We start from the raw sequence: 25,324 nt of genomic DNA, 5'->3' as shown, positions 1-25,324 counted from the left end.
GCTTGCATGTGCACCCTATTTTTTATAAACATACAAAAAAGTGTTAAGTACATAATCGTACTTAACACTCTAGTAATAAAGTATAATAGCTACTTACTCGTAAAGAACCGATCAAAAATTTGATAAATAGCTGAAAGACCAAAGAGCCAATAAATGGTATCCACAAGCGCCGGCATAGAACCAAACCATTCCTCAACTACATTGTAATCTAACGCCACAAACAACCAATTCAAACCGCCAAGAATCACCAGTATTACTGTAAGGTAAGACAAAAATTTCATTATGATTGCCCCCTAGGTGATAAGATGGTGAAAGGCCTTTCACTAGAAATATATGTAGTAAACTTCAAAACTTACCTATTTTATAAAAATTATTTTCGATACCATCCATTAATAACTGTCTCTGCTTCTTTACTATGTATTTGATATGAATGATTACTATCATTTGAGCCAATAAACCATATTGAAAACCCTTTAAAATACGGCTTCGGTTCTAATACATCACGGTAAGCACGCCACCCGTTAAGTTGTACGTCCTTTGAAAACACATTCGTAACATCTGGGTTCCACGGATTTTGCAGTCCAAGTTCACGTGCTGGAACGTTAAATCCACCAAAGTAAACCGGTTTTCCTGTTGCTTTATGTAATTGTTCCAATTGCTGAACAACGTTTTGCCCACGATTATATACTGTCGTTGCATATAAACTTTTCTTCACTTCTTCGTATGTTGGATTTCTTTTTCCTGAAACTTCAAACCAACTATCAATACTTACGATGTCCACCTTTTTTAAATACGGACGATTTATTTTCTCTACAAACTTCGCTTCATAAGATGGATCAAAGCTTGCAGTTAACCACCAGTTCATTTGATACAAAACATTTCCTTTATACTGTTTACGAACAAAATCAATTGTATCGCTCCAGTATCCTTCTGCATATTCCATATTCACGAAATTAGAAGCAATCTTGAGTCCATACACATTGTATTTACTAGTAATGGAATCAAAAATATCCTGCAGTACAACCGTTTTCCAATTCCAGAAGAAATCGTTAATATTACTCGGGTCCCATTCCGTCTCTCCAATATTTCCTTGCTGAATAAACGGGAACGGCTCCACTATAACTTGAATATTACGCTTTAATAATTCTTGAATTAAAATAATAGCTTGTTTCTTTTGCGCCTGATTAATTACCATATTAGCAGAATTCACATTCGGAATATCAACTTGGATCGGTACATTCACCGTATTTAAATTCAAACGCTCCACATCTGCTAATACTTTCTCTACATTGCCTACTTCCCATACCGTTACGTTTCCTGATTTTATTTTTCCAGATTGAACAGTATTTACATCTGCCTGTACATTCCCTTGAAAACAAAAAGAAAACAATATAATAAACACTCCTAAAAAACTTACTAAACTCTTATTTTTCTTCACAACTTTCCTCCTATAAATTTTGGCATACTTGTTTATTCTATACAACGTTTCACATATATTCCATAAAAATATTTAATGAATTTTTATAATTGAAAATGACATTCATTATTTATTCACATCTTATTCATACTAACCTCCTAAAAATAGTGCGGCAAATAAAAAAAGAGCGTATTTCCGCTCCTTTTTTATCTTTTTACGATTGAAGTTATTGAACTTCTTTTAGTAATCTCATCAAATCCGTTTTTTCGTATAAATCAATTTTTATACTCAGAAATGTATCAAAAAATTTTAATCTATATTCGCTTTTTGTATTATTTTTACATTTACTTCATTTGTATTACTTTCATGTCTTTGAATATTCATAATTATACCTCCATTATATTTGCGAATAACATGTGACTAATTATGATATTTATGCATGATTTAACTATATTTTTCTAATATTTTTAGGGGCATCTTATTTCGCCTCGTCATATTTCACTAATTGAATTTACAACACATCCGTATGCTATTTAGTAAGATTTACTATTCGAGACGTAATTATTGCAGTAATTACGATAATAATAGCGGTTATCAAGCCAGATTCTCCAATCCAAATCTCAGTTTGATATCCTGTACTTGCACGTGCGAAAGGTCCTTGAATAATGGCATTCCAAGTGGTATGGATGATAACCGAAGGCCAAACGCTACCTGTGGTAAGTCGTAAATAAGCTGTAATATAACTGAATGGCACAATACAAAAATAGATGCCAAGTACTGAAAGTAGGACAGATGCCCCCTCTACATATAGGCCAGCAATAACAATTGGAACATGCCACGTTGCCCAAATCAATCCACTAATAAGGATAGGCCGTGAAAACTCTGCATCGACTAGCCTTGTGAGCATATAACCTCGCCAACCCATTTCTTCTCCCATAACTGGGATTAAGTTAAGCAAGCTTCCTAAAACGCCGCTCAATACTACTAGATAAATGAAACTGAATGGTGCCGGTAAATACTGAAGTCCAAGTATATTGTAGATTGGTTCTAACATACCACCTTCGGGATGCTGAAACCTCGCAATTCCGCTCAACCAGGCGATAGAATAAGTAATTCCACATATTATCATAGGTATTAACAGAGCAAGACCAATCCCCTTCCATATCTTTAAGTTACCGAGACTAAAAGATACATCTTTAAATCCTTCTTTCAGTATTATGCGAGTTAAAATAGAAGAAAATGCTGGGGTAAACATATATACCACAATAAGCGGCATACTTTTAGTAATTATTACTAATACATTTAGGATGATAGAAGTAATGATTAAGATACTCAGAAAGAGTTGAAGTCCTATTTTAGCACGTTGGATTTTATCTTTATTGTGGAACGATTTTACATGTAATATCATTGTAATCCGCCCTTCCCCTTTAATTCACTTGTTTATCGAATTTACTTCTTGTCATTTCCACAGACACAACTTAGAATAAAAATATTTTGGCAGACAGATCATTCATCTTTAAAACCCCTCCCAAACTCATAATCTAGTCTTACTTGCGACTCATCAATGTAATTATTATTTATAAGTTGTCATAGCCGATAGTACAAAAGTGTAATGATTAACCTATGACTTGTGTCAATTTAACCTTATGACAATATGTAACTAGAAAATATGATATGGAATAGATAACAATTGAATTAAGGCAATTGATTCGTGCAAGTACATGAATCAATCTTGCTTATAAAAATAATTCAATTGAGGTGGCAAAGATGAATAAGAAAAGAATAATTGCAATGGTTAGTACAGCTTTATTAGTCACAGGATGTGTGGAAGTAGGAAACGCTCAAACGGTAGCAGTCGAAAATTCAAATCAATCAGTCCAAAAAAATATAGTTAAATCAATACAATCACAGGCTATCCCATTAAAAACGATAGAACCGTCAAAACCATTTGATGATCTAAGACCACTTAAGAAAATGATTGGGAGCGCACAATATGTAGGATTAGGAGAGAATACTCATGGAAGCTCTGAAATTTTCACTATGAAGTTTCGACTTGTGAAATATTTGGTTACTGAGATGGGTTTTACAAATTTCACAATGGAAGAAGATTGGGGAAACGGCTTAAAGCTAAATGAATATATCCAAACAGGAAAAGGAAACCCTAGGGAATTTTTAAAATTGTTATATCCTACTGATGAAATTATAGCCATGATTGAGTGGATGAAAGATTATAATGCTGATCCATCCAATAAAAAAAAGATCCAATTTATTGGGCTCGACTTAAAGGCGTTGGACCAAGGTAGCTTTAATAAAGTAATTGATTATGTAAGGCTGCATCGACCAGATTTGCTGGCAGAAGTAGAAGAAAATTATAAAGAATTGTCGTCTTTTACTGGAAGTATACAGGAATATATGAAACTTGCTCCTGAAAGGAAAGAGAAGTTTAAAGCAAACGCTGAGAGAGTAGCCCGATTACTAAAAGATGAGAATGAGCAACCCAACACAGAAATAATTCCATCCGAGTACATCTGGGTTAAAGCAACGGCGAGTGCAATAGAGAAATTTACCACAATGCTGCTCCCTAACGACTATCCAAGTATGATAAAGCTACATGAACAATACTTGGCCGATCATGCAATGTGGGCACAAGAGACATTGGGTGGTAAAACTATGGTATGGGGACACAATATTCATATAGCTAAAGGAATTATCGATGAGAAATTATACCCTTATGTTGCGGGGCAATTTTTGAAGGAACGTTTAGACAATAATTATGTCACAATTGGTAGTACAACTACGGAGGGAAATTTCACCTTATACAGCGAATATGACCCTTCCACTGGAGGTAAGATTACAACCCGTACAATTCCACAAAATGTAAATAGCTTTAATTATACTCTCGGGAAAGTACCATATAACATGTTTTTATTGGATAACCGTCACCTTAAAGGACAAGCAGAGAAATGGGTTAAAGCAAAAAGACCATTACTAAGTATAGGGGGACAAATCTTCCCGAACGAATCGGCATACTTTGATAAATCATTGCTTGAGCAATTTGATATTATTTTTCATATTCGAAAAACAAGTCCATCTCATATTAAATAAAATTACAAAACAATCCCGTTCTTGCAGATGCAAAAACGGGATTGTTTTGTGGAGGATTAATAACAGCATCTTTTTTAACCAGAAGTGGGCTGCTCTCCCATTTTTAACATCATTTAGAACTGTCATATGACACTTTTACACTAGTGAGAATGACAAAAAAAGCAGTATGGTTCAGTTATTACATAGATAGGAGCGATGAACTTTATGAAATCAAGATTCATCCAGAATGGTTATTTTTTATTGCTAACTTTCGTTACAGGATTGTTTTATTTTTGTTTTTATCTAATAGCTCTGCTATTCAGTTTCACCCTTTCATTTACGGTAGTTGGGATTCCACTAGTTATACGCGTACTACAGACTACCACACCCTTTATCCAATTCGAGCGCATACAGACGAAAATTTATACCGATATTTCGACCGACTCTTACGATAGAAGTATAACAATGGATACATCGAACTGGGCTCAGGTGAAATTAGTGCTTACAGATCGTCGCACTTGGTTTGCTATCTATTGGTTAATGCAGAAATTTGTGATTGGCATTTTCAGTCTCATTAGTGCAATCATTTTTTATGTAATGCCACTTATGTTCCTGTTGGCACCACTACTATATCGATACATCGATATGAATATTATATTCATACAAATAGATACTTTTGCCAAGTCACTCTTTGTAATGTTTATGGGTATAGTATTTACCGCCATAAGTATTAGAATAGTAGATGGTTTGACAAAGAAAATTGGGGGCTATACACGTAGTATGATTCGGCAACTAAATCAATAGAAGTTTGCAGTCTGTGAGTAGTATCGCAGTTTTAAATTTAAAAGTATAATAGGCATGAAAGATTAAATTATAATATAGGAAGTAAAAAGGTAGGCTACTTAGGGGGTAAATGACTTGTTAGATATGGTTAAGTATTGGTTTTGGTACGATTGGATTATGTTAGGGATACGTCTACTTACTAGTGTGTCTATCATCCTAGCTACATTAAATTTTCAGGATGGTTTAACATTACCACTTTGGATTATTATTCTTTGGGAAATTATTGCCTTCTCTGTTCCATGGGTAGCCTTACTTTTCAATTATAAATATTATTTATTCACAGAAATATTGCTTTATGGTGGACTATGTATATATTTAACCTCTTTATTTCCAGAGGCTTACAATATTTTTCTTATATCAGTGTTCCTTATTGCAGCAAATAGTAAGCATTTGTCCTATTATTGGACAGCTCCAACAACAGTTTTTACAACAACTGGAATTTTTTATGCGGTTGCGCCAAGTAATAGCTATTGGGTTATGGTCACCTATTATGGATTCGCATATGTAATGGGCTTCGCTTTTCATTTATTAATCGCCAACCATAAGCAAAATGAAGCAATTCGTAAACAAAACGCATTACTTGAGCAATATATGTCTCAGATTGAACGCATTACACTGGCAGAAGAACGGAACAGGCTGTCGAGCGAGCTTCATGATACAGTTGGTCACGCTTATACTTCTATTATTATGGGAATGGAAACGTTGCGTACCGAACTTGCTACTGAAATGGGTATACAGAGGCTAGATTCTCTGCTTGAAATGGGACGTAAAAGCATCGAGGACGTGAGAGGTTACCTACATCAAATGGATTCTCCGTATCAATCGCCTTCCTTGATTCAATCTCTACAAAATCTTGGAACCGAATTTCAGGAGCACGCTCAGGTAAATGTAAGTTTTCGGGCATACGGAGAGGAATATGAATTGTCTCGGCAAGCGAAGATCGCATTCATTCGCTGCTTACAAGAGTCCCTTACGAATGCAGTACGTCATGGTCAGGGGACTGAAATTATAGTTTCATTGCAGTTTGAACAACAATATACGAGATTAGAAGTTCAAGATAATGGAAAAGGAAATGTAGAATGGCAGGAAGGCTTCGGTATGAATGCGATGAAAGAACGAGCAATGAATTTGCAAGGTCAATTGTCTGTATATACAAAGCCAGATGAAGGAATGCTTGTTACATGTACCATACCGCGACAAACTGAAATAAAAGATGGACTTATTCGTTTGTTAATTGTAGACGACCAGCCATTTGTTCGGGAAAGTTTGAAGACACTACTTGATAGATATGAAGATTTAAATGTAGTCGGTTTGGCCGAGGATGGCAATCAAGCCATCGATTTGTGTGGGCGCCTTCAACCCCATGTTATACTTATGGATTTAGATATGCAGCACATGGATGGAGTCGAAGCAACTAAAAAGATCAAGCAACAATGGCCACATATCCGCGTATTGATTTTCACAACATTTCAGGATACGGAACAGGCGTTGGAGTCATTTCGCAACGGTGCGGATGGTTTTTTACTCAAATCTATTGAAACGTTGGAACTAGCTAATACGATTCGACTTATTCACAAAGGTGGGACACTGATTGATCAGGGAATGTCTCACAAAATATTTGAGAAGTTTGATGAGCAAAAAGAGACACCACAATCAAAAGCAACCGCTTATGAGTTAACAGCTAGGGAGATTGAAATATTGCAACTAGTAGCAAAAGGACTTCGATACACTACCATAGCATCAAGGTTATATTTATCGAATGGTACGGTCAGAAATTATGCATCCACAGCTTATACAAAGCTAGGAGTCCGTAACAAAGAAGAAGCTGTTCAAAAGGCTCTAGAAATTGGAATTATTGAATAACAAAATATTTTTCGGTGTATAAAAAGGAGTGACAAAGAAACAGAACGCTTTGTGTGGTTTCTTTTGCAACAGGGTAAATAAGGCCCGTTATCATATAAGTAAATGTTAAAACACTTACTGTTTTGTAATAATAAAATCATTGAATCTTATTCTCTAAAACACAAAAGCCTACTATCCACTTAACTTATAGTAGGCTTTTAAAATTATTTTAGGAATGGTTTATGTTCTAATTTATAAGTTTTCATCAGTGGAAATATTATCACTTCGGCTGTAAAGTTAACACTTTCCCCTCTATTCCATCCGTATTCAATGTAGTCGTATGATACGTGCCATTTACCCAGTCATCTATTTGATCATGATACCAATCACTTCTAAAATGTCCTGATTGTCCTGGACCTACGATATGGTAACCGTTTGACATATCTTTCGTATCAATTACGAATCGCCAAGAAGCTCCGTGATTGACAATACCGTTATCTCCGTAACTCGCTGCTTGAACAGTAACTTGACTTCCGCCAATTGGAATTGGTTTTTCGCGATTAAACGCAAGTAGCGCTAGCATACTAGATGATTTCGAGATTGGATGTGTAAACGCCAGTTGATGATAATCGCCCCACTTCCACTCCGCAACATCAGGTCCATATTCCTTCTGTAATTTCTTCATTACATTCTCGTACGATGTATGCACAACTTTCGTGAAGCCTCCGTACTTCGTAAACCAAGCGCTATTTTCTCCTGCTACTTGTTTTCGAATCAATTCATCAACAACTTGTGACTTCCCTTCAAATAACTCCATCACATCTTTTGGAATTTCTTTTGAAAATAACGTATTCGAAATTTCTTTCATTAACAAATGGTATATTAACGGTGCCGCTTCATCTTTACTATCGTAATAATTCCACTTTGTTAATTGTTTTACGCCTTCTTTCTCTACTTCATTTAAAGATGCTTTATTTAACTCTTTTAAAAATATAGGAGCAAATTCTTTCCCGTATAAATTTTTTTGATCCATCTGTAACTCTTCTAAATTTTTTACCGTATACTTATCCTTCTCTTGCAAAAACTCTTGAATACGCATTTGCCTATATGGCTGTGCCCACGTATTACTAATATGGTACGGATAATTATCATCAACAATTTTATTATTCGCAGTTGAAATAAACCCTTGTTCTGGATTTATTACTTTTGGAAGCTGATCAAATGGAATATACCCTTCCCATTCATATTCATCTGTCCATCCCGGCACTGGTAAACTACCATCTCCTTTTTTACGCACTGGTATATTTCCATTCGCTTTATAAGCAATTGTGCCGTCGTTTGATGCAAACACAAAATTTTGAGTTGGTGTATGAAAATCTTGAAGAGCTGTTTCAAACTCATTCCAGTTTTTTGCTTTATTCATATTTAATACTGCCTTTAATTCAGCGGAAGGCTCCAAAGCAGTCCATTTCAAAGCGAATACTGTTTTCGTTTTCTCTTTCCCTTTATCTGCAAACTCTGAAATGACTGGACCATGCCTCGTAACCGTCACGTTATACGGAATTGTTTTCCCGCCTTTTACTTTAATAGATTCATCAACAATAGTAGCCTTTTCCCACTTATCGTTATACAAAAATTCATTTTCATTATTAGGATTTCGCTTCTCAATATATAAATCTTGCACATCAGGACCTGTATTCGTAACGCCCCATGCTATTTTGTCATTGTGACCTAATATAACACCTGGCACTCCCGCGAAAATAACGCCACTCACATTTAAGTCTTTCATTTCAAGTTTCGATTGATACCATATGGAAGGCGTCGCAAGCGATAAATGAGGATCATCCGCTAAAATCGGCTTACCAGACGCACTCTTCTCACCGCTTATCACCCAGTTATTACTACCATTAAACTCTGGTGGAATGATCGTTTTTGCAAAACTTTGTGCTACATCCACATTTGTATTTTTCAGTTCAGCTAGCAATCTAGGTGCATCTTTCGGATATGTAGGAAATAGCTCATTTGCTTGCTCTTTCGGTAGATTTTTCAGCGCCCAATATCGAAACGCCTGTCCGTGCCAATGTCCGCCTAAATCAAACGCCATATACTTTCCAATCGTTAAAGAATCCACGATTGACCACTCAGCAGGCTCATAGCCTAATAAAGTAAACTCAACTGGCAATTTCTTTTCCTCTTTCGCCTCGCGTATAAAAGCGTTTATGCCATCAGCAAATGACTGCAAAGCGTATTTCGCTTCCCCATCATATTGACTAACAGACGCTTCTGCTGCTCGCCGTAAACCGAGCGTTCGAAACAACTTATCTCGATCAACAGCTGCCTCCCCTACAACTTCACTTAACATACCAGAAGCTTGTCTTCTACTTAAATCCATTTGAAACAAACGATCTTGTGCTTGTACATACCCTTGCGAGAAATATAAATCATGCGCATTTTCTGCTTTAATATGCGGTACACCTTTACTATCTCGCTTCACCGTAACAGCATGTTGTATATCCTCTAGCTTTATCGTTCCATCTATCTTTGGCATAGATTTAAGCGTATATATGTTCAAAAAAATCGATGTACAAATAACTAACAAAAGAACGATACTACTAGACCAAATAAAAATTCTCTTACCCCTAGTTCGTTTTTTCTTTATGACGACTTCCATATCCATATAACCCCTCCTTTCTCAAACTATTCGCTTCTATTTAAGGAAGAACCTTTTAGAAAAGTTGAAAAACCCCCTTCATTTTCCTACAAATGAAGGGGGTTTTTCTTATCGTCCGCTACGCCAGCTTTCATTATGACCAAGATTTGACTCGGTCGCTAATTTCACATCATATAATATTTCACTAAAGAAGCGCTTATCTACTCGTTTTGGTACAATGCGTCTCTCAACATCAATTTCGTCGTATTCATATGAACCGCGGTTCACTGTGCCCGCTTTATAAAATTGAATTTCAAATACACATACATCCTCTTCAACTTCATATCCGATCGGCGCTCCGCTAAATGAAAGTTCCGCTCCTATTCCAGTTCGAGTATCTTCTTTATAAAACGTATAATAAAAACTGCCATCTTGAACCGATCCGCGAGTCCATCCAAGTTTCGTCATCTTACCAAATAACGAGCGACCATTTAATAAAATACCGCCAAATCTCTCAACAACAATCTCATCATTTTCCTCTACTACAAACACTGGACGTTCAATTTGTAGAAACGGCTGCACAATTCCGGAATTGGTCAGTTGCTCTTTCCATAGCTCCTTTTCCGCTCCTGATAATTCTAACGGATGAATTAAACCAATAATAGTTCCAGGTGAAAGTTCATGATTCTCTCCTATCATTGAATAAAACGAACCATCCGCCGCATAACGGAACATTTTCCGCAACTTTCCTTCCGTATATTCACCCCAAACAAGCGAAATAGCAAATTGCTTCATAATTGGATTTCCCAAAAATACCGACTTCCACATTTCGTATAACCAGTAGCGCTTTCGTGATAGAGCGTCTTCCAAACGTTGTTTCTGCATAGAAAGAGCACTTCGAAGTTCTTTCTTTAATACGGCTAACTCTTTCTTAGCCTCTTCAGCTTTTTCTATATCATCTTTTGCATTCGGCTTTGGAAGTGACTTCATACGTTTTCCTTCTTCTGTCTCAAATTCCATTTTCGTCTCTGCAGTTAAAATAGCAGTAAAACATCTATTTCCAAAATCAATTACCTTTTCACCACGTATATTGAAGCCAAGGTCTGGTACCAGTTGATCTTCCAGCTCTTCCTCCGTTATACCACGTGTTTTTGCAGCAAGACTTAGCGCTTCTTTTGCCGCATTACGCACTAACTTATGCTTATATTTAAATGCCATTGCATGAATAGACATGAGTGCAAGCTTAGATGAGGACAAGCCCAGAGCCCGAACAGCATCCGCTGCAATATTTCCTCTCATATGAAGCACCCATTCATCAATTTTCTTTTTAAGTATGCCGACCATTTTGTCATCGCTATACATTCCATATAATGTAAGGATTCCGCGTTTCTTCACATCTGCATCTTGAGAAATCCACATTTGATATATTGTTTGCACATACTCTTTCAAGTCTTGCTCATTCAAAGTACCACCAATTACTTCAGCTGCCTCTTTCTTCTCAATAACAGAATCTGAAATATACTGTTGTAAATAGGCTAACGGAATTGTTGCATCTGCTATTTCATTTGAATTACGAAGACGGATTTGTGGTTCGTTCCCCATCCATTGCACAAATGAATTTCTTTTTTGTTCCGTTACTATACGACTACAAAGTTCTTCGATATTTTTTGAATCTTCTCCGATTTTTTCCATTTCAAGTAATGGAGCAAACTTCTGAATAAAAGAAGCATTCTTCTTTTCTTGTAAAGCTTCCTGTACAAGTTGCATATACTTTTCAATCTTATAATCTATTAGTATTTCCATCACATGTTCACGGACAATTTTCTTTTTATTATTAAGTTCGGCTACTACATCTTCTGCCGACTCTACATCTTTCGAAAGCAGTCTCACTACAGACTCACGGATTTTTTTAGAAGAAGCACCTAAGCTTTTGATTAAAATCGGACGCATTTTAACCATGTTTTCCCTCGCTAATTCATCCAAAATATATGCTTTTGCCTGAGCAGAATACTCGTCAAATCGTTCAATTATGTACGCTTGTTCTTTTACAATGACATTAACGAGCGCTTCCTTCGCCTTACTTCTCTCTTCCCCGTAGCATGCAGCTTGTTCAACTGCATAAGTGATAAGCTTTGCCTTACTTAATCCATACGAAAGAAGATCTTCTAATACTTGTTTCGGTTCTATCCCTCTGACAGAACATTCGTACAGAAGTTCGTATAAATTAACGTTATATTCATCTCCGAATTGCAGGGTGAGTGCAGCTTCTCTCTTCGCTACATCATCTATATCCCAAAGGATTGCGACCTCTAAAACTGGCATATCCCAATACATATTTCTATATTTCGGATTTTCAAGTATTCGCTCCATATCCTCAAGTGACAATTTCCCTAGTAAATAATCACGATATGTATCACGTATTGTAGACAATTTAATTTGCAAAGCAGCGACAAAAAATTCTTCCCGCATTCTCCCTCTATTTAACTCATACCCTTTTCCAGCTAACGTTCGTGCGATAATGAGATAATTAATTTTACTTACATATTGCAAAGTACGTTGAACAAATTCAGGATTTTCTTCCGCCACGGAGCATAACATTTCATATTCATACGTCTTACAAAATCCTTCATTATTTAAATCATGTTGCCTCAGCCGGTGTGCAAAGAATCTTTCCTCAGAAATCCAAAACTGTTTACAAAAACTTTGAATTTCTTCATATGTTTTCTTATTTACACTCCCTGTTCGTTTATAGTTTTGAGGCTGATTGAGAGCTTGACACACGTAACGCGTAGCATGATTCATAAAACCCCAAACGTTTTTCTTCGCTACTATTTCAACATATCGCTTCGCAACATTTGAATACTGGTGAACATTAAATAATAATCGCCAAATATATTCTGGTAAATTTCTACCTAAAAATACTTCCCTATCACCTTCACCTTTCATATACCGTTCAGCTGCTTCAACCTTTTCCTTTTCTCCATTCAAATTCAATATGAATTCTGCATGTTCTTCTAATCTCTCATCCAACAAAGAGCTATATGTACGGAATCTCTCATAATCTACTTCAAACATTACGAGAAGTAGCGATAATTGCTGTTGATTTGATAATTTTGATAACCACTCTTCTATATAATTCGGATTCTCACCTATTAATTCTCGAAGAAAAACATACGCTTCTTCCACATAACTTGAAATATTGGATAAATATTTGCATGCACTTGCTACAAGTTTCTCCAAAGGAAGTTCACTTTTTTCTAAATAAACCTTCATATTAGAAAAGTCCACATATTTAAACCTTATTATAAGAACATTTAACAATTGCTCCCCTAGCAAATAATAAAATAACCTAAAGAAAGCCGGATTTTGTTTATGCACTTTCCTAAAATCGTTTATAAATTGCTCCGCAAAATCGGCTCTCTTTTGATCTCTAATTGTCGTTTGTTGAATATCTTTTAAAATCGCTTCTTCTCTCGACTCTAAATATCGCAGTGCTAATTGTTTCTGCTCTTCTGTCATATTCATATATTGAAACAACTTTGATGTACTAGTTATCAAACTCTGTTCCTCCCGCATCTTTTTATCTATTATAAAAGCAAAATACCCATATTTTTTCTCTATCATTCAAAAATAGTATAGCATACAACCTACCGAATACGAACGTATATTCTGTATTAAATTTATGTAAATTAAAAAACACTACTCAAAATACTTCTCCTTCGCTCTAAACTTCCTATTACACACTTTTCCTCACTAATATCCCCACTCCAATTCCTCAAAACCCCCTTTACATAAGCGAACGTCCCCTTATTATTTTCAAACGCAATTTTAAGTGCCTCTAGTACTCTATCTCCTGAAATCCTTTGCATCCATTCCTTTAATTCCTTCGCGATATATGGAGATAGATTACTAATGTTTTGTTCGTAAAACTTATAAACTTCACTATGCGGAGTGGCATCCTCTACTCTTTCTACCTCTTCTGCCTCTTCCTTCTCTTGAATAATCGCTTGTTGCGAATTACTACTAACCTCTTCCTCTGGCATTCCAAAATGTTGAAGTAATAACGGAATCTTGCATTCTTCTTCAATACATTTACGTAAAAACATATGCAGGAACTCTTTACTTTTCACCATTTTCAGCTCACGTAATACACATTTCTCTATGTTCATATTAAAAATAGGATTATAGTGTAACCAATTTATAATGAATAACTCTTTCGTTTCCGCATCATATAAAATCTTCCCGTATTCCACAAACCGGTTCAATAACTTCTCAACAGTCTCCATACTGTAACCAGTTTCAAGCTCTGCCAAACGCTTCGGTAATATGTAAATACCACATTGCTTCGTTTTCGTACCAGTTAACAAATATATGTAAAAATAACGCTCTTCTGGCGTTAAATCTAAAATGAATTCATCTTGCCAAAAGTTCACCTGCACATTACGGTACACCGCCATCAGTTTCCCCTCCGCTCTTTACTAGTAAAAAGGAAAATTCCAATCCTTCAATATAAATATAGGAATGAGCAAACGGTTTTGGCATTCGAGTTCCAAATTTTTTTACTACTACTACTACTACGCCGGTTTTATTTTTTCGCACTTGTTTTGTTCTTGTAGTTGTTTTTGTTTTTGTTTTTTCTTAGTGATTTATTACTTGGTAGGTGCTTATGAGGGGCTTTGAAGGGGCTTATATAGTTTTTCCATTCCCCTCTTATCTAATATCTAATTACAAATGTCTCCAACAATCTTCATACATTGCAGACAACCATTATGATTCACCTGCTCATATTTACCCGAAAACAAAAAGCACTTGTTGCCTTCATAGACAATTCAGTGCTTAAGGTTGAAAGTTTATAAATAAGAGTGTCTACAATCGACATAGTTGATTGAAATATTTATTTTAGTAACGATAATATGATACATACCGTATTATCTACAACTGAACGTTCTGGGCGAGATTTCATTAACACTGTTAATCCAATTAATGAAGTGACTAGCGTTTGTGCTAAAGCTTTAGCATTCACATCACTTTGCAGTTCTCCAGACTGAATACCTTTGGCGATTAATTCTTGAAATATAATTGAAAGGTACATTTGATGTTCTCTAGTCAACACTTCAAATTTTTCATTATGAGGAGAAAGCTCAACCATTGTGTTAATACAAAAACAGCCTTTATTTGATTCTCTTTTATATTCCTCTTCCACCATATTTTCAAAAAATGTACGAATGGCCTCTTTTACAGATCGTTCTTTTTGAAGTTTTGTTCGAATGCTGGTCGCGTGTATATTTGTGTATCTCCGTAATGCAGCTTCAAACAGCCCTTCTTTATCACCAAATGCCGCATATAAACTCGGTCTTTGTATTTCCATTTTAGCAGTTAGATCACTTAATGAAGTAGCAGCGTATCCTTTCTCCCAAAAAAGTTGCATAGCAGCATCCAAAGCTTTTTCTTTATCAAATTCGCGTAGTCGAGCCATTTAACCCCTCCTCTTTTTTTACCTGTTTTCTAAATTACAAATCACGTTTTTATGTACCAATCAGTATATTATATATCGTATTAAATTATAAATGATATGTCAAAATAAACTGAAATCAATTCACTTGACACAATAATTTATCCCTGGTTATATTTTATTTAATAAATAACATACCGTTCGGTACATTATTTTAAAAACAAAAGGAGATGATATTATGGATGCTAAAGAACAAATGACAACTGCTCTTACACAGAATAATGATCAGTTCCAATCAACTATCAATACAATCATGCCCCGCTATATAACTCTATTATTTTCAATAGCTTGCGGGATGGCTGTGGCGAATATATACTTCGCTCATCCCCTACTTGATTCTTTATCAAATGAGTTTAAAATCAACCATTCAACTATTGGCTTCGTTATTACTATTACTCAAGTTTGTTATGCACTCGGATTACTTTTATTAGTTCCACTTGGTGATTTGTTAAACCAAAAAAGACTTATTATTTTCCAAATGCTTTTATCCGTTTTCGCTTTAATTGTAATCGGATCTGCTCCTTCAAGTACCGTACTTTTTATAGGTATGGCCTTAGTCGGAATTCTTACGACTGTTACGCAGACACTCGTCGCATACGCATCCATTTTAGCTAATCCAAAAGACCGTGGGCGAATAGTAGGTTTCGTCACGAGTGGTGTCGTAATAGGAATTCTACTTGCACGTACATTTGCCGGAACATTAACAGATCTAGCCGGATGGCGTTCCGTTTATCTTATCTCTGCTGCACTTATGCTCTTCGTAATTTGTTTGTTATATCGTAATTTACCTAATTTTGAACATAAAAAAACAGCTATGACCTATCGTAAATTATTACATTCCGTTCTCTTATTATTTGTAGAAGAGCGCCACTTACGCATTCGCGGAATATTAGCATTGCTCATTTTCACTTCATTCAGTATTTTATGGACTTCATTAGTTTTACCTCTAAGTGCTGCACCATATAATCTATCACATACAGCTATCGGAGTATTTGGTCTTGCTGGAGTTGCTGGTGCATTAGCTGCCACTAAGGCCGGACAACTTGCTGATCACGGATTCGGAGAAAGAACTACTGGCATAGCCTTATCCTTATTATTACTTTCATGGCTCTTAATTAAATTAATGAACCATTCTCTATTCCTACTAGTTATCGGTGTTATCCTTTTAGATTTAGCTGTGCAAGCTGTACATGTAACCAATCAAAGTATGCTGTTCACAGTGCGTCCCGAAGCAAGAAGTCGACTCACTGCCAGTTACATGATTTTTTATTCTATCGGTAGTGCAACAGGTGCAATTCTTTCAACAAATATGTATGCAAAATATGGTTGGGATGGGGTATGCATATTAGGTGTATCTGTTAGTGCTTGTGCTCTTTTATTTTGGATAATTACCTTTCGGCGATCATCACAGCTGAACGAAGAATAATTCATTTATGTTAAATACGTGTTTTTCTACAAGACTATAAAATAGTATTTACTTTTTAACACAAATCAACGGCATTTTTATATAAAAAATGCTGTTGATTCACAATTTCATGATAAGAGATCCTATACTATCGAAATACATCTATTACAAACTCCCTTTAACGTTTTCGACAATCTCATTTATTGTATTTCGATCAAACTTATCACTAATTTCGTATGTATCACGATCTCCTACTAGTTGTACGCCTACGATATCGTTGCGGTCCTTACCAAATTGCACTTCAATAATAGACCCCTGCTCTATCTGTTTCCAAATGTAACCTGCTTCATCTTTATTATCTAAAATAATACAGTCCTCAATATTTTCTTCAATTCCAATTAACTTGTTATCATCTATAAACCCAACCTCATATTGTTGACGTTCTTTCGCTTTGCCGCTTACTAATATACCTTTGCTACCATATGAATAATCCATATAGTTCTTTTTCTCAGATTGTACCACTTTCGTCTCTTGTGCTTTAGTTTTTTCAGCGTTCCCACAACCCATGATAAGACTAATTGGCATCACCATAGTTAGTACTACTCTAGTAAATTTCTTTATCATTTAGAATCAACCTCACATATTTAATGTAAAACTCCATTTATTACCTTATTAAAAGATAACATGATACTACAGCAAAAGCGTCAAAGAGAAAGCATTATTTACATCCCCTCACTTTGTGGAGAGCCATACATCCGTATTGTTTCTTCCCCCTTTTATCTTAATGTTGTATCTTCACAACAATAAATAACTAACTGAATTATCAAGAAATTGCAGAAAGTAGACATCCTACTCACATAAGATTTAAAATTGAAAAGTATGGAAGACATGATAAAAGATATAGGCTAACTCGCAATTAAAATGGTCTTTATATTAAGGAAGAAAGTGCACAGCTTTGGATTTTAAAACAGTTATGCAAGAGCTTGAAGCTCTCGGTAAGGAATGAACGAAAAAAATATACATATCTAACGGTGCACATGAGCCAATTTTCGGCGTAGCTAGGGGCGCTATGAAACCAATCGCTAAGAAAATAAAATTAAATCAAGAGTTAGCTGAGAAACTTTATTCCACAGCTAACTACGATGCTATGTACTTTGCAGGTATTATTGCCGATCCAAAAGCTATGAGTGACTCGGATTTTAATCGTTGGATGGATGGGGCGTATTTTTATATGCTATCTGATTATGTTGTAGCAGTAACTTTATCGGAGTCAAATATTGCACAAGACGTTGCTGATACATGGATTGCAAGTGGGGACGAGCTTAAAATGTCTGCAGGCTGGCGTTGCTACTGCTGGCTTTTAGGCAATCGTAAAGACAATGAATTTTCCGAAAGCAAAATTTCCACTATGCTTGAAATGGTGAAAAATCCGATTCATGATTCGCCAGAACGAACAAAATCCGCTATGAATAATTTCCTAAACACTGTAGCAATTTCATATGTGCCACTACACGAAAAAGCAGTCGAAATTGCAAAAGAAGTTGGTATAGTTGAAATAAAACGTGAAAATAAAAAGAGCAGTTTGCTAAATGCTACAGAGAGTATTCAGAAAGAACTTGATAGAGGAAGACTTGGTTTCAAACGTAAATATGTTAGATGCTAGATGATCAAAAAAGGTGTCAATCTAAGCAAGATTGACACCTTTTTGATGAGAAAAACGAATGAACTCCCCTAGGAAATTATTCATCCCCCCTGTACACCTTATCCGTTAAAAACTTCTTCATTCAATTTATAAACCCTATCTCTTTTCTCATCACTTTTGACAAAAATAAGCTTTCCTTCTTTAACAAAACCTTCTAATAGTAAGCATACTTGTCCATATGCTTTCGGCTTATTCGTAGTGAATCTTTCATCGGGTATTTTACCAGCTCGTATTAATTGTTCGCACAGCTCCAGTGCACTTATTTCTTCAGAATTAAATAATCCTAATATATCTTGTTGCAATGGCGATAAAGGTACTGGTATTTCAGCTACCTCCACCTTTTCTTTTTCTTTTTCGTTTTCTTCTTCAAATAAATCTTCAAATGAAATTTGATTCATTACTTCTTTTCCTTTCTAACGATTGATTTGTATAACATGAACTGAATCCTATAAAGAGTAGTTATTGTTATGTATTACTTACCTTATTACATAAATCTCAAACTCATGTACATCGTTTCATATAGTATGTTTTGATTATACCAAATATACGTTCTGTCTTCTATCGGAGATTGAAAAAAGAAGCATTTTACTGTCCACAAATAGCGAAAAGGTATTTAGATGATTTTGTTGAATGGATTTATAAAAGTAAATTAAGCAAATATAACTTCAACATCAACTTTTATTGTATATTTTTGAGTTACTTTACATTTCACTCTATATACCATTTTTAAATAGAGATGAATATTTATAGATATTATGATTAAGTTTCATGCAGATTAGTAAAATAGATATTTATTCCATAGAAATTTATGGTAAATACTTATCGTTTATATGTTATAATCACGATGTAAATATTTAATATAACAGGGGGGTTCCAAAATGGGCTTTAAAACAAGTAAAGTTAAAAATTTTTTCGGATTAGTAATAACTGCAGCACTAGCAACTACAACGATGGTAGGCACAGTAAATGCAGAAACAACTACGAAAACAAACTTTAATGAAAATAGCTATAAGGTAGTTAGCAATAATGACACTGTATTTACAGATGTACCAAAGGACCACTGGTCAAAAGTTGCTATCGATTACTTAGCGTCAGCAGGGATTTATAAGGGATATGGAAATGGGAAATTTGGTTTTGGGGACAATGTTACTAGAGGACAGGTAGCTTCTTTAGTCAATCGACATTTAGGTTTAATAGCAGACGATAAACAGGCGAATATGTTTAGTGACATTACAAATCATATGTTTGAAAAGGATATTAAAGCCATTGCGCAAGCTGGAATTATGAAAGGTGATGGAACAGGTACATTTCGTCCAGATGATGTATTAACTCGGTATGAGATGGCAGTAGTGTTACAAAAAGCATTTCAATTAAATTCAAAAGGACAAGAGAACTTTAAAGATGTACCAAAAGATCATTGGGCCTACGAATCTGCCAATGCACTGCGTAGTAACCGTATAGCACAAGGTGACGAGGCAGCTAATTTTAATGGCAACATGCTTGTGAAGCGTGAACAGTATGCCCAATTTTTCTATAATGCAATAGCAAAGAACAGATCTTATAATTTCAACATCAATTCAAAAGAAGAACTGAAACAAATGTTAACAACAGCTTTACAGAATGGGACGTTTGGTCCATTTAAATTAGATGCACTAGGTAAAGATATATCTGAGGTAAAAAAAGAATTTGGAGCGCCTGATGTTTGGAAGCAAGCACCATGTACAGAATGTGATGCACCTAATACAGCGGTATATGGAGATTATAATATTGATATGTACCCTTCGGACGCTAGATATATATGGGTGAAAATGGATATCTCTATCAACGAATTAAAAGAGTGGTTTGGTGAACCAGATGGAATCGGAGAGGATATGACTAGTGAAGGCTTTATATATAATCGAGGAAGCTATTCTCTTTATTTCAGCTTCTCTGATGGTTATATTCAACGCGCTGAAATTTCTAAAATTGAACATCATTAATACGTTACAAGCAATATAAAATATATACAGCATAAAAAAACCCTTCAAGAACACCCTTATTCTTGAGGGGGTTTATTTTGTTCCTATCCATTTTACATAATACAAAGCTATAAAAACGCCCCAAAGAACGCGATCAAAAGTAAAATTGGTCAATCCCAAGAATATCTACTATTTCATTCAACCAATCTATTATTAACAAAATATCTCTTCACCCTACTCAGCTCCTAAAATTTTTCCCTACACCAACTATTTCACCTTAACAAATTTCTTAATGTTCTAATAAATAAAAAAAACACTACCAATCGCAGTATTTGGTCTACCTCTACATTTCTATCAAGCTAAGAAAATCCAGCATCCAACACAAAAAAGATAGCAAGGTTAATATTGTAGCACCTGTAAAACAGGCAGCCTCTAAAGCCTAGTTAAGCAGATACAGTAAGTAAGCAAGTATTCTATGTTACGAATGAAAAAGGATCTGATACGAATATCAGATCCTTTTTCACTGCTTCTTGTATAGATTTAAGTTCTTGATACATATATCGGTTCATACGTGCTTACATTATCATACACAGTTTTCGCAATACTAGGAGAAAGATTAACACATCCTCCAGATTCACTGGCTTTTTAATAGAATCAAAGTGTATTTTTATTTGTCGGACTTAATTTTTTCGCAATACTCTTCTAAAGTTAATCCCTTTTCTTTTAGATAAATAGCAACTTCTTTTCCTACATAACGATAGTGCCATGGCTCATACTTAATGCCAGTAATATTCTCTTTATCTTTTGGATAGCGGAGAATAAACCCATACTCTGCAGCATTCTTATCTAACCATTTGAATGCATCGGTAGTTTCAAATTTGGCATTTAAATCTTCTACAGTATTCTGCCATTCAACTGAAATAATGTCTAACGCTAATCCAGTATGATGTTCACTTGCACCAGGATACTGAAGATATTCCAATGCCTTAGCACTAGCCTCTTTATCCGACAAACCTTGAGATTTATAACTTTTAACTGACGCATCATAATAAGTTTGTTGTAATTTTATAGCTCGATAACCTGATCTTAAATAAAGATTGATTCCATCTTTTTTTGCAGCTGTTACCATATCCTGATAGGAAGTTGCAATTCTGCTATCTATTTTCATATTGGGCTTAGCATTTTGGGTGATACTTGTTAATTCAATCCCTAGTTCCTTTGGTAACATATGTTCTCTATTTACAAGAATAATTCTCCAATCATTAAGATCAGAGATAGGTAAAACATCTTTCTTATTCGCATTTATCTCATTTTTATTTTTATCGTTATTATTAGTAGTTTCCTGAGATGTTTGTTTTCCACTACAAGCAGCAAGGCTCCATCCCAATGTCAATACCAATGCTAAAATTATAAATTTTTTAATTGTATCTCATTCCCTTTTTGTTTATTAGTCTTTATACCAATTTCCCAACACATCTCTAGGAATATCCTTGAAATTCTCTAAAGAAACGGGGCCAACAAATTTTTTAATCCCATGATTTTTAGAATCTTCATCCGAATAATCTTTTAAAAATTGAATTTTAAAATGTGTCTTACCATCAGCATAGTCAGTTACTGTCGGTACGAATGCCGCTTGTCGTATACCAAAAGTTTCATCTTCATACTTCACAAATTGTATATAAGATAGTCCGCCAACCAATGTTTCTAATTTTTCTTGAGCAGAAATAAGATTTCCAAGAGAATAATAGATTAGTGTTTGATGTCCATCTTTATTTTGTTTCCACTCAATTGGTTGAATTACGTGTGGATGATTTCCAATTACTACATCTACACCTAAATCTGTTAAATATTGAGCAACTTCTTTTTGTTGCTTTGAAGGTGTAGAGGTATATTCTACTCCCCAATGCACCATAACAATCACCATATCAGAGCTACTCTTTGCCTTTTCCACATCATTTTGTATCGCTTTTTTATCAATTAAATTTAATGCCCAAGACTTATCAGCTGGAATTTTAATTCCATTCGTACCATATGTATAATTAAGTAACGCAAAACGAATACCATTTTTGGTAATCGTTTTTATTTCATTACGCTCGTTTTGACTCTCATTAATACCTACTGGGATAACATCCGGATATTTCTTCCAGTATTCTCTTGTATTCAAAACACCTTTGATCCCCATATCCATAGCGTGATTTGTCGCTTGAGTCACTATATTGAATCCAGTGTCCACTAAAGATTGACCTACTTCTTCAGGTGTATTGAAAGTAGGATATCCCTGTACTTTTAGATTATTTCCTGCAATTGGAGTCTCCTGGTTCACTATAGCAAGATCACTTGATTTAACAGCTTTTTTGATATTTTCATAAATATAGTTATAATCATATGAACCGTCTTTTTGTTTGCCATCTTTAATTACTGCGTCATGATATAAATTATCACCCGTTGCTAATAAATTCACTACCGATTTTACTTTTTTATCTTCAATAAAATTAGGAGACTTTTGAATAGGACTTTTATCTACCCAATTCGGTGTTTTTAATGATTTATCTGTATTTGATTGAGCCGGTGGTAATGATGCTTTAGATGCCTTAACATCTGTTTTATCACAAGCGGTTAAAATCACTAAAAAAATAAGACATAATAAAAAAAACTTTTTATTTCTCTGTAAATTATGTAACATGTAATCCTCTTTTCTGTTTTATTACTTATAACCAATTCTAACAAATAACTTTTTAAACAGCGTATTTTGGTTTTACACTTTCTAACAACCTATCGTTTCCATCAGAATTAATAGATTGCTAGAAAAACATTATCCAACAGGATGTTAAATTTGATATACCAGTTCCAATTGTAGTAGCTGGTTAATCTAAACAAGAGAGGAGAATAGCTCATATAGCCTCCTCTCTTGCTTTACGTTTGTGAGTGGCTCCAAAAAGAGGGAATCGCTGCCGTCCCCTCTTTAGATAGTGCGAAATCTGTGTAACTAATTTCTTTAAGTTGAGCGACAATCATTATTCTGATAACAACAAGTAAGACCCAAGAACTTATTTTATCAATATACGAATAAAGTAGCAATCTTTTCTCCACCCAATATAAAGAAGCCGATTAGGAGAAATAAAAAAGGAAGTAGCATTTTATATTTGTTGTTTCGTACTGTGAATTGTACATAAGTTTTAGCAAAAACAATAAATAAAGGCTCTGTTGCAAAGTTTTATTTTTAATTTATTATAGCAGCTCTAGAATCCATGTCCGTACAACTAATTTCTTTTCGTTCTTCCTAAAAAATATCCGTTCATTCTATTCAATTCCTAATCTCCCTATTTCTTCATTGATCAATAAAGTGAAACTTTAATCAGCCCTCACCAATCGGGCTGCCCGTTAATGTGGGATAAAAAAACAAGCCATCCAACTCAAATGAACTGGATGGCTCTATACCGTAAAGAAAATCTGTTATTAAATTACTTCAATTTCCCCTCAAAAACAATTTTTCTACCACACGGTTCAACTTCTGTTTTCCCGCCTTTCTTCACTTCATGAAAAATTGGCTCTTCCATGCGACGAGATGGTGCATATCCTTCTTGTTCCATACGTGCTAAACAGTCTGTAATTGTTTCATTTTCGAGAACTTCAAATTTCTTTTTATTAGGTTGTTTTGTCATGCCCTAACCTACTTTCTATTTTTCTTGATGCGAATTGATTCTTCATGTAAATAATATATAACATTGCGAGAATACCCATTATAATCATAACCGCAATAAAAAAGCTTGTATACTGTATTTTCTCTATAAATACGCCTCCTAATACAGGGCCCATAATACTCCCTATACTAAAGGCGATTCCTGATAATATATTACCTGCTGGTAGTAAGTGTCTCGGTAATAAATCTGTCATGAATCCAAGTCCTAATGAGAAGCACGATCCAATGACCATACCGGCTAAAAGCATACAGGCAAAGACGATCCAGTAATATTGATTAAATACTGCTGCAAGCAGGAAAATGCCAGTACTTATGCTGAATGTCCATGTTAAAATACGGTCTCTTCCGTATTTATCACTCAATATACCGAGCGGAATTTGTGTAATAATACCCCCAATCGCGAATGCTGGTATTAAGAAAGAAACATCTGATACAGACCACCCTTTGCGAAGGGCGTATACTGGTAAATTACTATTTAGCATTGCTTCAAGCACACCATATGCAAGTGGACCAATAAGTGCAATCCAAGCTAATCCCACGACTTGTTTATAACGAGAAAAGGATGATTCACTTTCAGTTTTCGTTTCATCTTGTGCTGGGAATGCATTTTTCGTTGGTAAAAGTAAAATCCAGCCTATTAAGCAAAGTATAGTAGATATGATAAACGGCGTTGCTAGACCATACTGAACTGTACTTGCCAGATAAGGGCCAATTGCAAAACCAATTCCGCAGAATACGCCGTATATCGATACTTGCCTACCTATTTTACTTGGGTCTGTCGTTGTTGTAATCCACGTTTGTGTTCCGACATGAAGCATATGATCTCCAACGCCAACTAAAAATCTAAGAATAAACCATACCCAAAATGAAAATGTTTGTGTAAAAAAGAGTAATGAAATAATAACGAGAAAAACACCAATTACGATAATTGGTTTCATTCCAAATCTTTGCATCGGTTTTTCAAGAAATGGTGAAATAAATAATATCCCGATGTATAATGCCGTCGCATGAATACCGTTAATAGTTGAACTAACTCCTTCTTGTTCAAAAATCATGGCGATTGTAGGTAGTAACATTCCTTGTGATAAACCGGAAATTGCAGCAACTCCAGCCATAATCCAAAAAGTAAAACGCATTGACATCCCTTTCCCCCTCCTTCTCACACTTTCCACTTTTCATTATAAACGGTTTCTTTACATGCGTGTACGAAT

At 35.1% G+C, this 25,324-nt stretch carries 20 protein-coding genes and 1 pseudogene; 6 read left to right on the top strand and 15 right to left on the bottom strand.

Annotation, left to right across the window (positions count from 1 at the left end; translation table 11 throughout):
- Nucleotides 1–89: 89 nt before the first annotated feature.
- The 3 genes from JDS80_RS18785 to JDS80_RS18775 form a co-directional block, all read right to left on the bottom strand.
- Nucleotides 90–281 (bottom strand): DUF378 domain-containing protein, encoded by a 192-nt coding sequence (locus tag JDS80_RS18785; protein ID WP_000670797.1) that lies wholly within the window; start codon nt 279–281, stop codon nt 90–92.
- A gap of 89 nt (nt 282–370) precedes the next feature.
- On the bottom strand, nt 371–1,438 hold the full coding sequence (locus tag JDS80_RS18780; protein ID WP_199639652.1) for a glycoside hydrolase family 113: 1,068 nt from the start codon (nt 1,436–1,438) through the stop codon (nt 371–373).
- A 508-nt stretch (nt 1,439–1,946) separates the two neighbouring features.
- Complete coding sequence (locus JDS80_RS18775; RefSeq protein ID WP_199639650.1) at nt 1,947–2,825, bottom strand: CPBP family intramembrane glutamic endopeptidase; 879 nt, start codon at nt 2,823–2,825, stop codon at nt 1,947–1,949.
- 359 nt (nt 2,826–3,184) lie between these two features.
- Between JDS80_RS18775 and JDS80_RS18770 the strand changes: the two genes are divergently transcribed.
- The 3 genes from JDS80_RS18770 (at nt 3,185) to JDS80_RS18760 (ending at nt 7,207) form a co-directional block, all read left to right on the top strand.
- Nucleotides 3,185–4,522, top strand: a complete 1,338-nt coding sequence (locus JDS80_RS18770) for an erythromycin esterase family protein (protein ID WP_199639648.1) — start codon at nt 3,185–3,187, stop codon at nt 4,520–4,522.
- 204 nt (nt 4,523–4,726) lie between these two features.
- Nucleotides 4,727–5,305 carry a sensor domain-containing protein gene (locus tag JDS80_RS18765; RefSeq protein ID WP_071710598.1) on the top strand — a complete coding sequence of 193 codons (579 nt, stop codon included), beginning with the start codon at nt 4,727–4,729 and terminating at the stop codon, nt 5,303–5,305.
- Between the two features lie 114 nt (nt 5,306–5,419).
- A complete protein-coding gene (locus JDS80_RS18760; protein WP_199639646.1) occupies nt 5,420–7,207 on the top strand; it encodes a helix-turn-helix transcriptional regulator in 1,788 nt (595 codons plus the stop codon).
- Between the two features lie 259 nt (nt 7,208–7,466).
- Here JDS80_RS18760 and JDS80_RS18755 read toward each other — a convergent pair whose 3' ends face one another.
- The 5 genes from JDS80_RS18755 to JDS80_RS18735 all read right to left on the bottom strand — a co-directional run bounded on the left by JDS80_RS18755 (nt 7,467) and on the right by JDS80_RS18735 (nt 15,312).
- Nucleotides 7,467–9,857: a penicillin acylase family protein gene (locus JDS80_RS18755; protein ID WP_199639726.1), complete on the bottom strand. Its 2,391-nt coding sequence runs from the start codon at nt 9,855–9,857 to the stop codon at nt 7,467–7,469.
- 108 nt (nt 9,858–9,965) lie between these two features.
- Nucleotides 9,966–13,412 (bottom strand): DUF4132 domain-containing protein, encoded by a 3,447-nt coding sequence (locus JDS80_RS18750; RefSeq protein WP_414645736.1) that lies wholly within the window; start codon nt 13,410–13,412, stop codon nt 9,966–9,968.
- 113 nt (nt 13,413–13,525) lie between these two features.
- On the bottom strand, nt 13,526–14,293 hold the full coding sequence (locus tag JDS80_RS18745; RefSeq protein WP_199639642.1) for a DnaD domain-containing protein: 768 nt from the start codon (nt 14,291–14,293) through the stop codon (nt 13,526–13,528).
- The gene (locus JDS80_RS18740) at nt 14,277–14,435 is read right to left on the bottom strand and encodes a hypothetical protein (RefSeq protein ID WP_199639640.1); all 159 of its coding nucleotides are present in this window, start codon (nt 14,433–14,435) and stop codon (nt 14,277–14,279) included. The genes JDS80_RS18745 and JDS80_RS18740 overlap by 17 nt, the downstream gene beginning before the upstream one ends.
- Nucleotides 14,436–14,730: 295 nt before the next feature.
- Nucleotides 14,731–15,312 (bottom strand): TetR/AcrR family transcriptional regulator, encoded by a 582-nt coding sequence (locus tag JDS80_RS18735; RefSeq protein WP_071744192.1) that lies wholly within the window; start codon nt 15,310–15,312, stop codon nt 14,731–14,733.
- A gap of 214 nt (nt 15,313–15,526) precedes the next feature.
- On the opposite strand from JDS80_RS18735, the gene JDS80_RS18730 reads away from it, so the two are divergent.
- Entirely contained in the window at nt 15,527–16,774 is a 1,248-nt protein-coding gene (locus tag JDS80_RS18730; RefSeq protein ID WP_199639638.1) for an MFS transporter, read from the top strand.
- A gap of 144 nt (nt 16,775–16,918) precedes the next feature.
- Here JDS80_RS18730 and JDS80_RS18725 read toward each other — a convergent pair whose 3' ends face one another.
- Nucleotides 16,919–17,377: a hypothetical protein gene (locus JDS80_RS18725; RefSeq protein ID WP_199639636.1), complete on the bottom strand. Its 459-nt coding sequence runs from the start codon at nt 17,375–17,377 to the stop codon at nt 16,919–16,921.
- Nucleotides 17,378–17,768: 391 nt separating this feature from the next.
- On the opposite strand from JDS80_RS18725, the gene JDS80_RS18720 reads away from it, so the two are divergent.
- Nucleotides 17,769–18,416 (top strand): DNA alkylation repair protein, encoded by a 648-nt coding sequence (locus JDS80_RS18720; RefSeq protein ID WP_346011387.1) that lies wholly within the window; start codon nt 17,769–17,771, stop codon nt 18,414–18,416.
- 98 nt (nt 18,417–18,514) lie between these two features.
- On the opposite strand, the gene JDS80_RS18715 is transcribed toward JDS80_RS18720, so the two are convergent.
- A complete protein-coding gene (locus JDS80_RS18715) occupies nt 18,515–18,853 on the bottom strand; it encodes a DUF3895 domain-containing protein (RefSeq protein ID WP_071744191.1) in 339 nt (112 codons plus the stop codon).
- Nucleotides 18,854–19,333: 480 nt separating this feature from the next.
- On the opposite strand from JDS80_RS18715, the gene JDS80_RS18710 reads away from it, so the two are divergent.
- Nucleotides 19,334–20,434: an S-layer homology domain-containing protein gene (locus JDS80_RS18710; RefSeq protein WP_071744190.1), complete on the top strand. Its 1,101-nt coding sequence runs from the start codon at nt 19,334–19,336 to the stop codon at nt 20,432–20,434.
- Nucleotides 20,435–21,080: 646 nt separating this feature from the next.
- Here JDS80_RS18710 and JDS80_RS18705 read toward each other — a convergent pair.
- The 5 genes and pseudogenes from JDS80_RS18705 to JDS80_RS18685 all read right to left on the bottom strand — a co-directional run bounded on the left by JDS80_RS18705 (nt 21,081) and on the right by JDS80_RS18685 (nt 25,255).
- Complete coding sequence (locus tag JDS80_RS18705) at nt 21,081–21,812, bottom strand: M15 family metallopeptidase (protein WP_071744189.1); 732 nt, start codon at nt 21,810–21,812, stop codon at nt 21,081–21,083.
- A gap of 48 nt (nt 21,813–21,860) precedes the next feature.
- On the bottom strand, nt 21,861–23,096 hold the full coding sequence (locus tag JDS80_RS18700; protein ID WP_199639635.1) for a CapA family protein: 1,236 nt from the start codon (nt 23,094–23,096) through the stop codon (nt 21,861–21,863).
- Nucleotides 23,097–23,326: 230 nt separating this feature from the next.
- Nucleotides 23,327–23,609 (bottom strand): annotated as a pseudogene (locus JDS80_RS18695) (DUF817 family protein); the annotation flags it as partial.
- Between the two features lie 265 nt (nt 23,610–23,874).
- On the bottom strand, nt 23,875–24,075 hold the full coding sequence (locus JDS80_RS18690) for an NETI motif-containing protein (RefSeq protein WP_071744187.1): 201 nt from the start codon (nt 24,073–24,075) through the stop codon (nt 23,875–23,877).
- Nucleotides 24,059–25,255: an MFS transporter gene (locus JDS80_RS18685; protein WP_071744186.1), complete on the bottom strand. Its 1,197-nt coding sequence runs from the start codon at nt 25,253–25,255 to the stop codon at nt 24,059–24,061. Before JDS80_RS18685 ends, JDS80_RS18690 begins: the two co-directional genes overlap by 17 nt.
- Nucleotides 25,256–25,324 lie beyond the last annotated feature (69 nt).

Source organism: Bacillus cereus group sp. N8 (assembly GCF_016483685.1).
Lineage (GTDB): Bacteria > Bacillota > Bacilli > Bacillales > Bacillaceae_G > Bacillus_A > Bacillus_A proteolyticus.
This window is presented reverse-complemented; position numbering and strand designations above follow the sequence as displayed.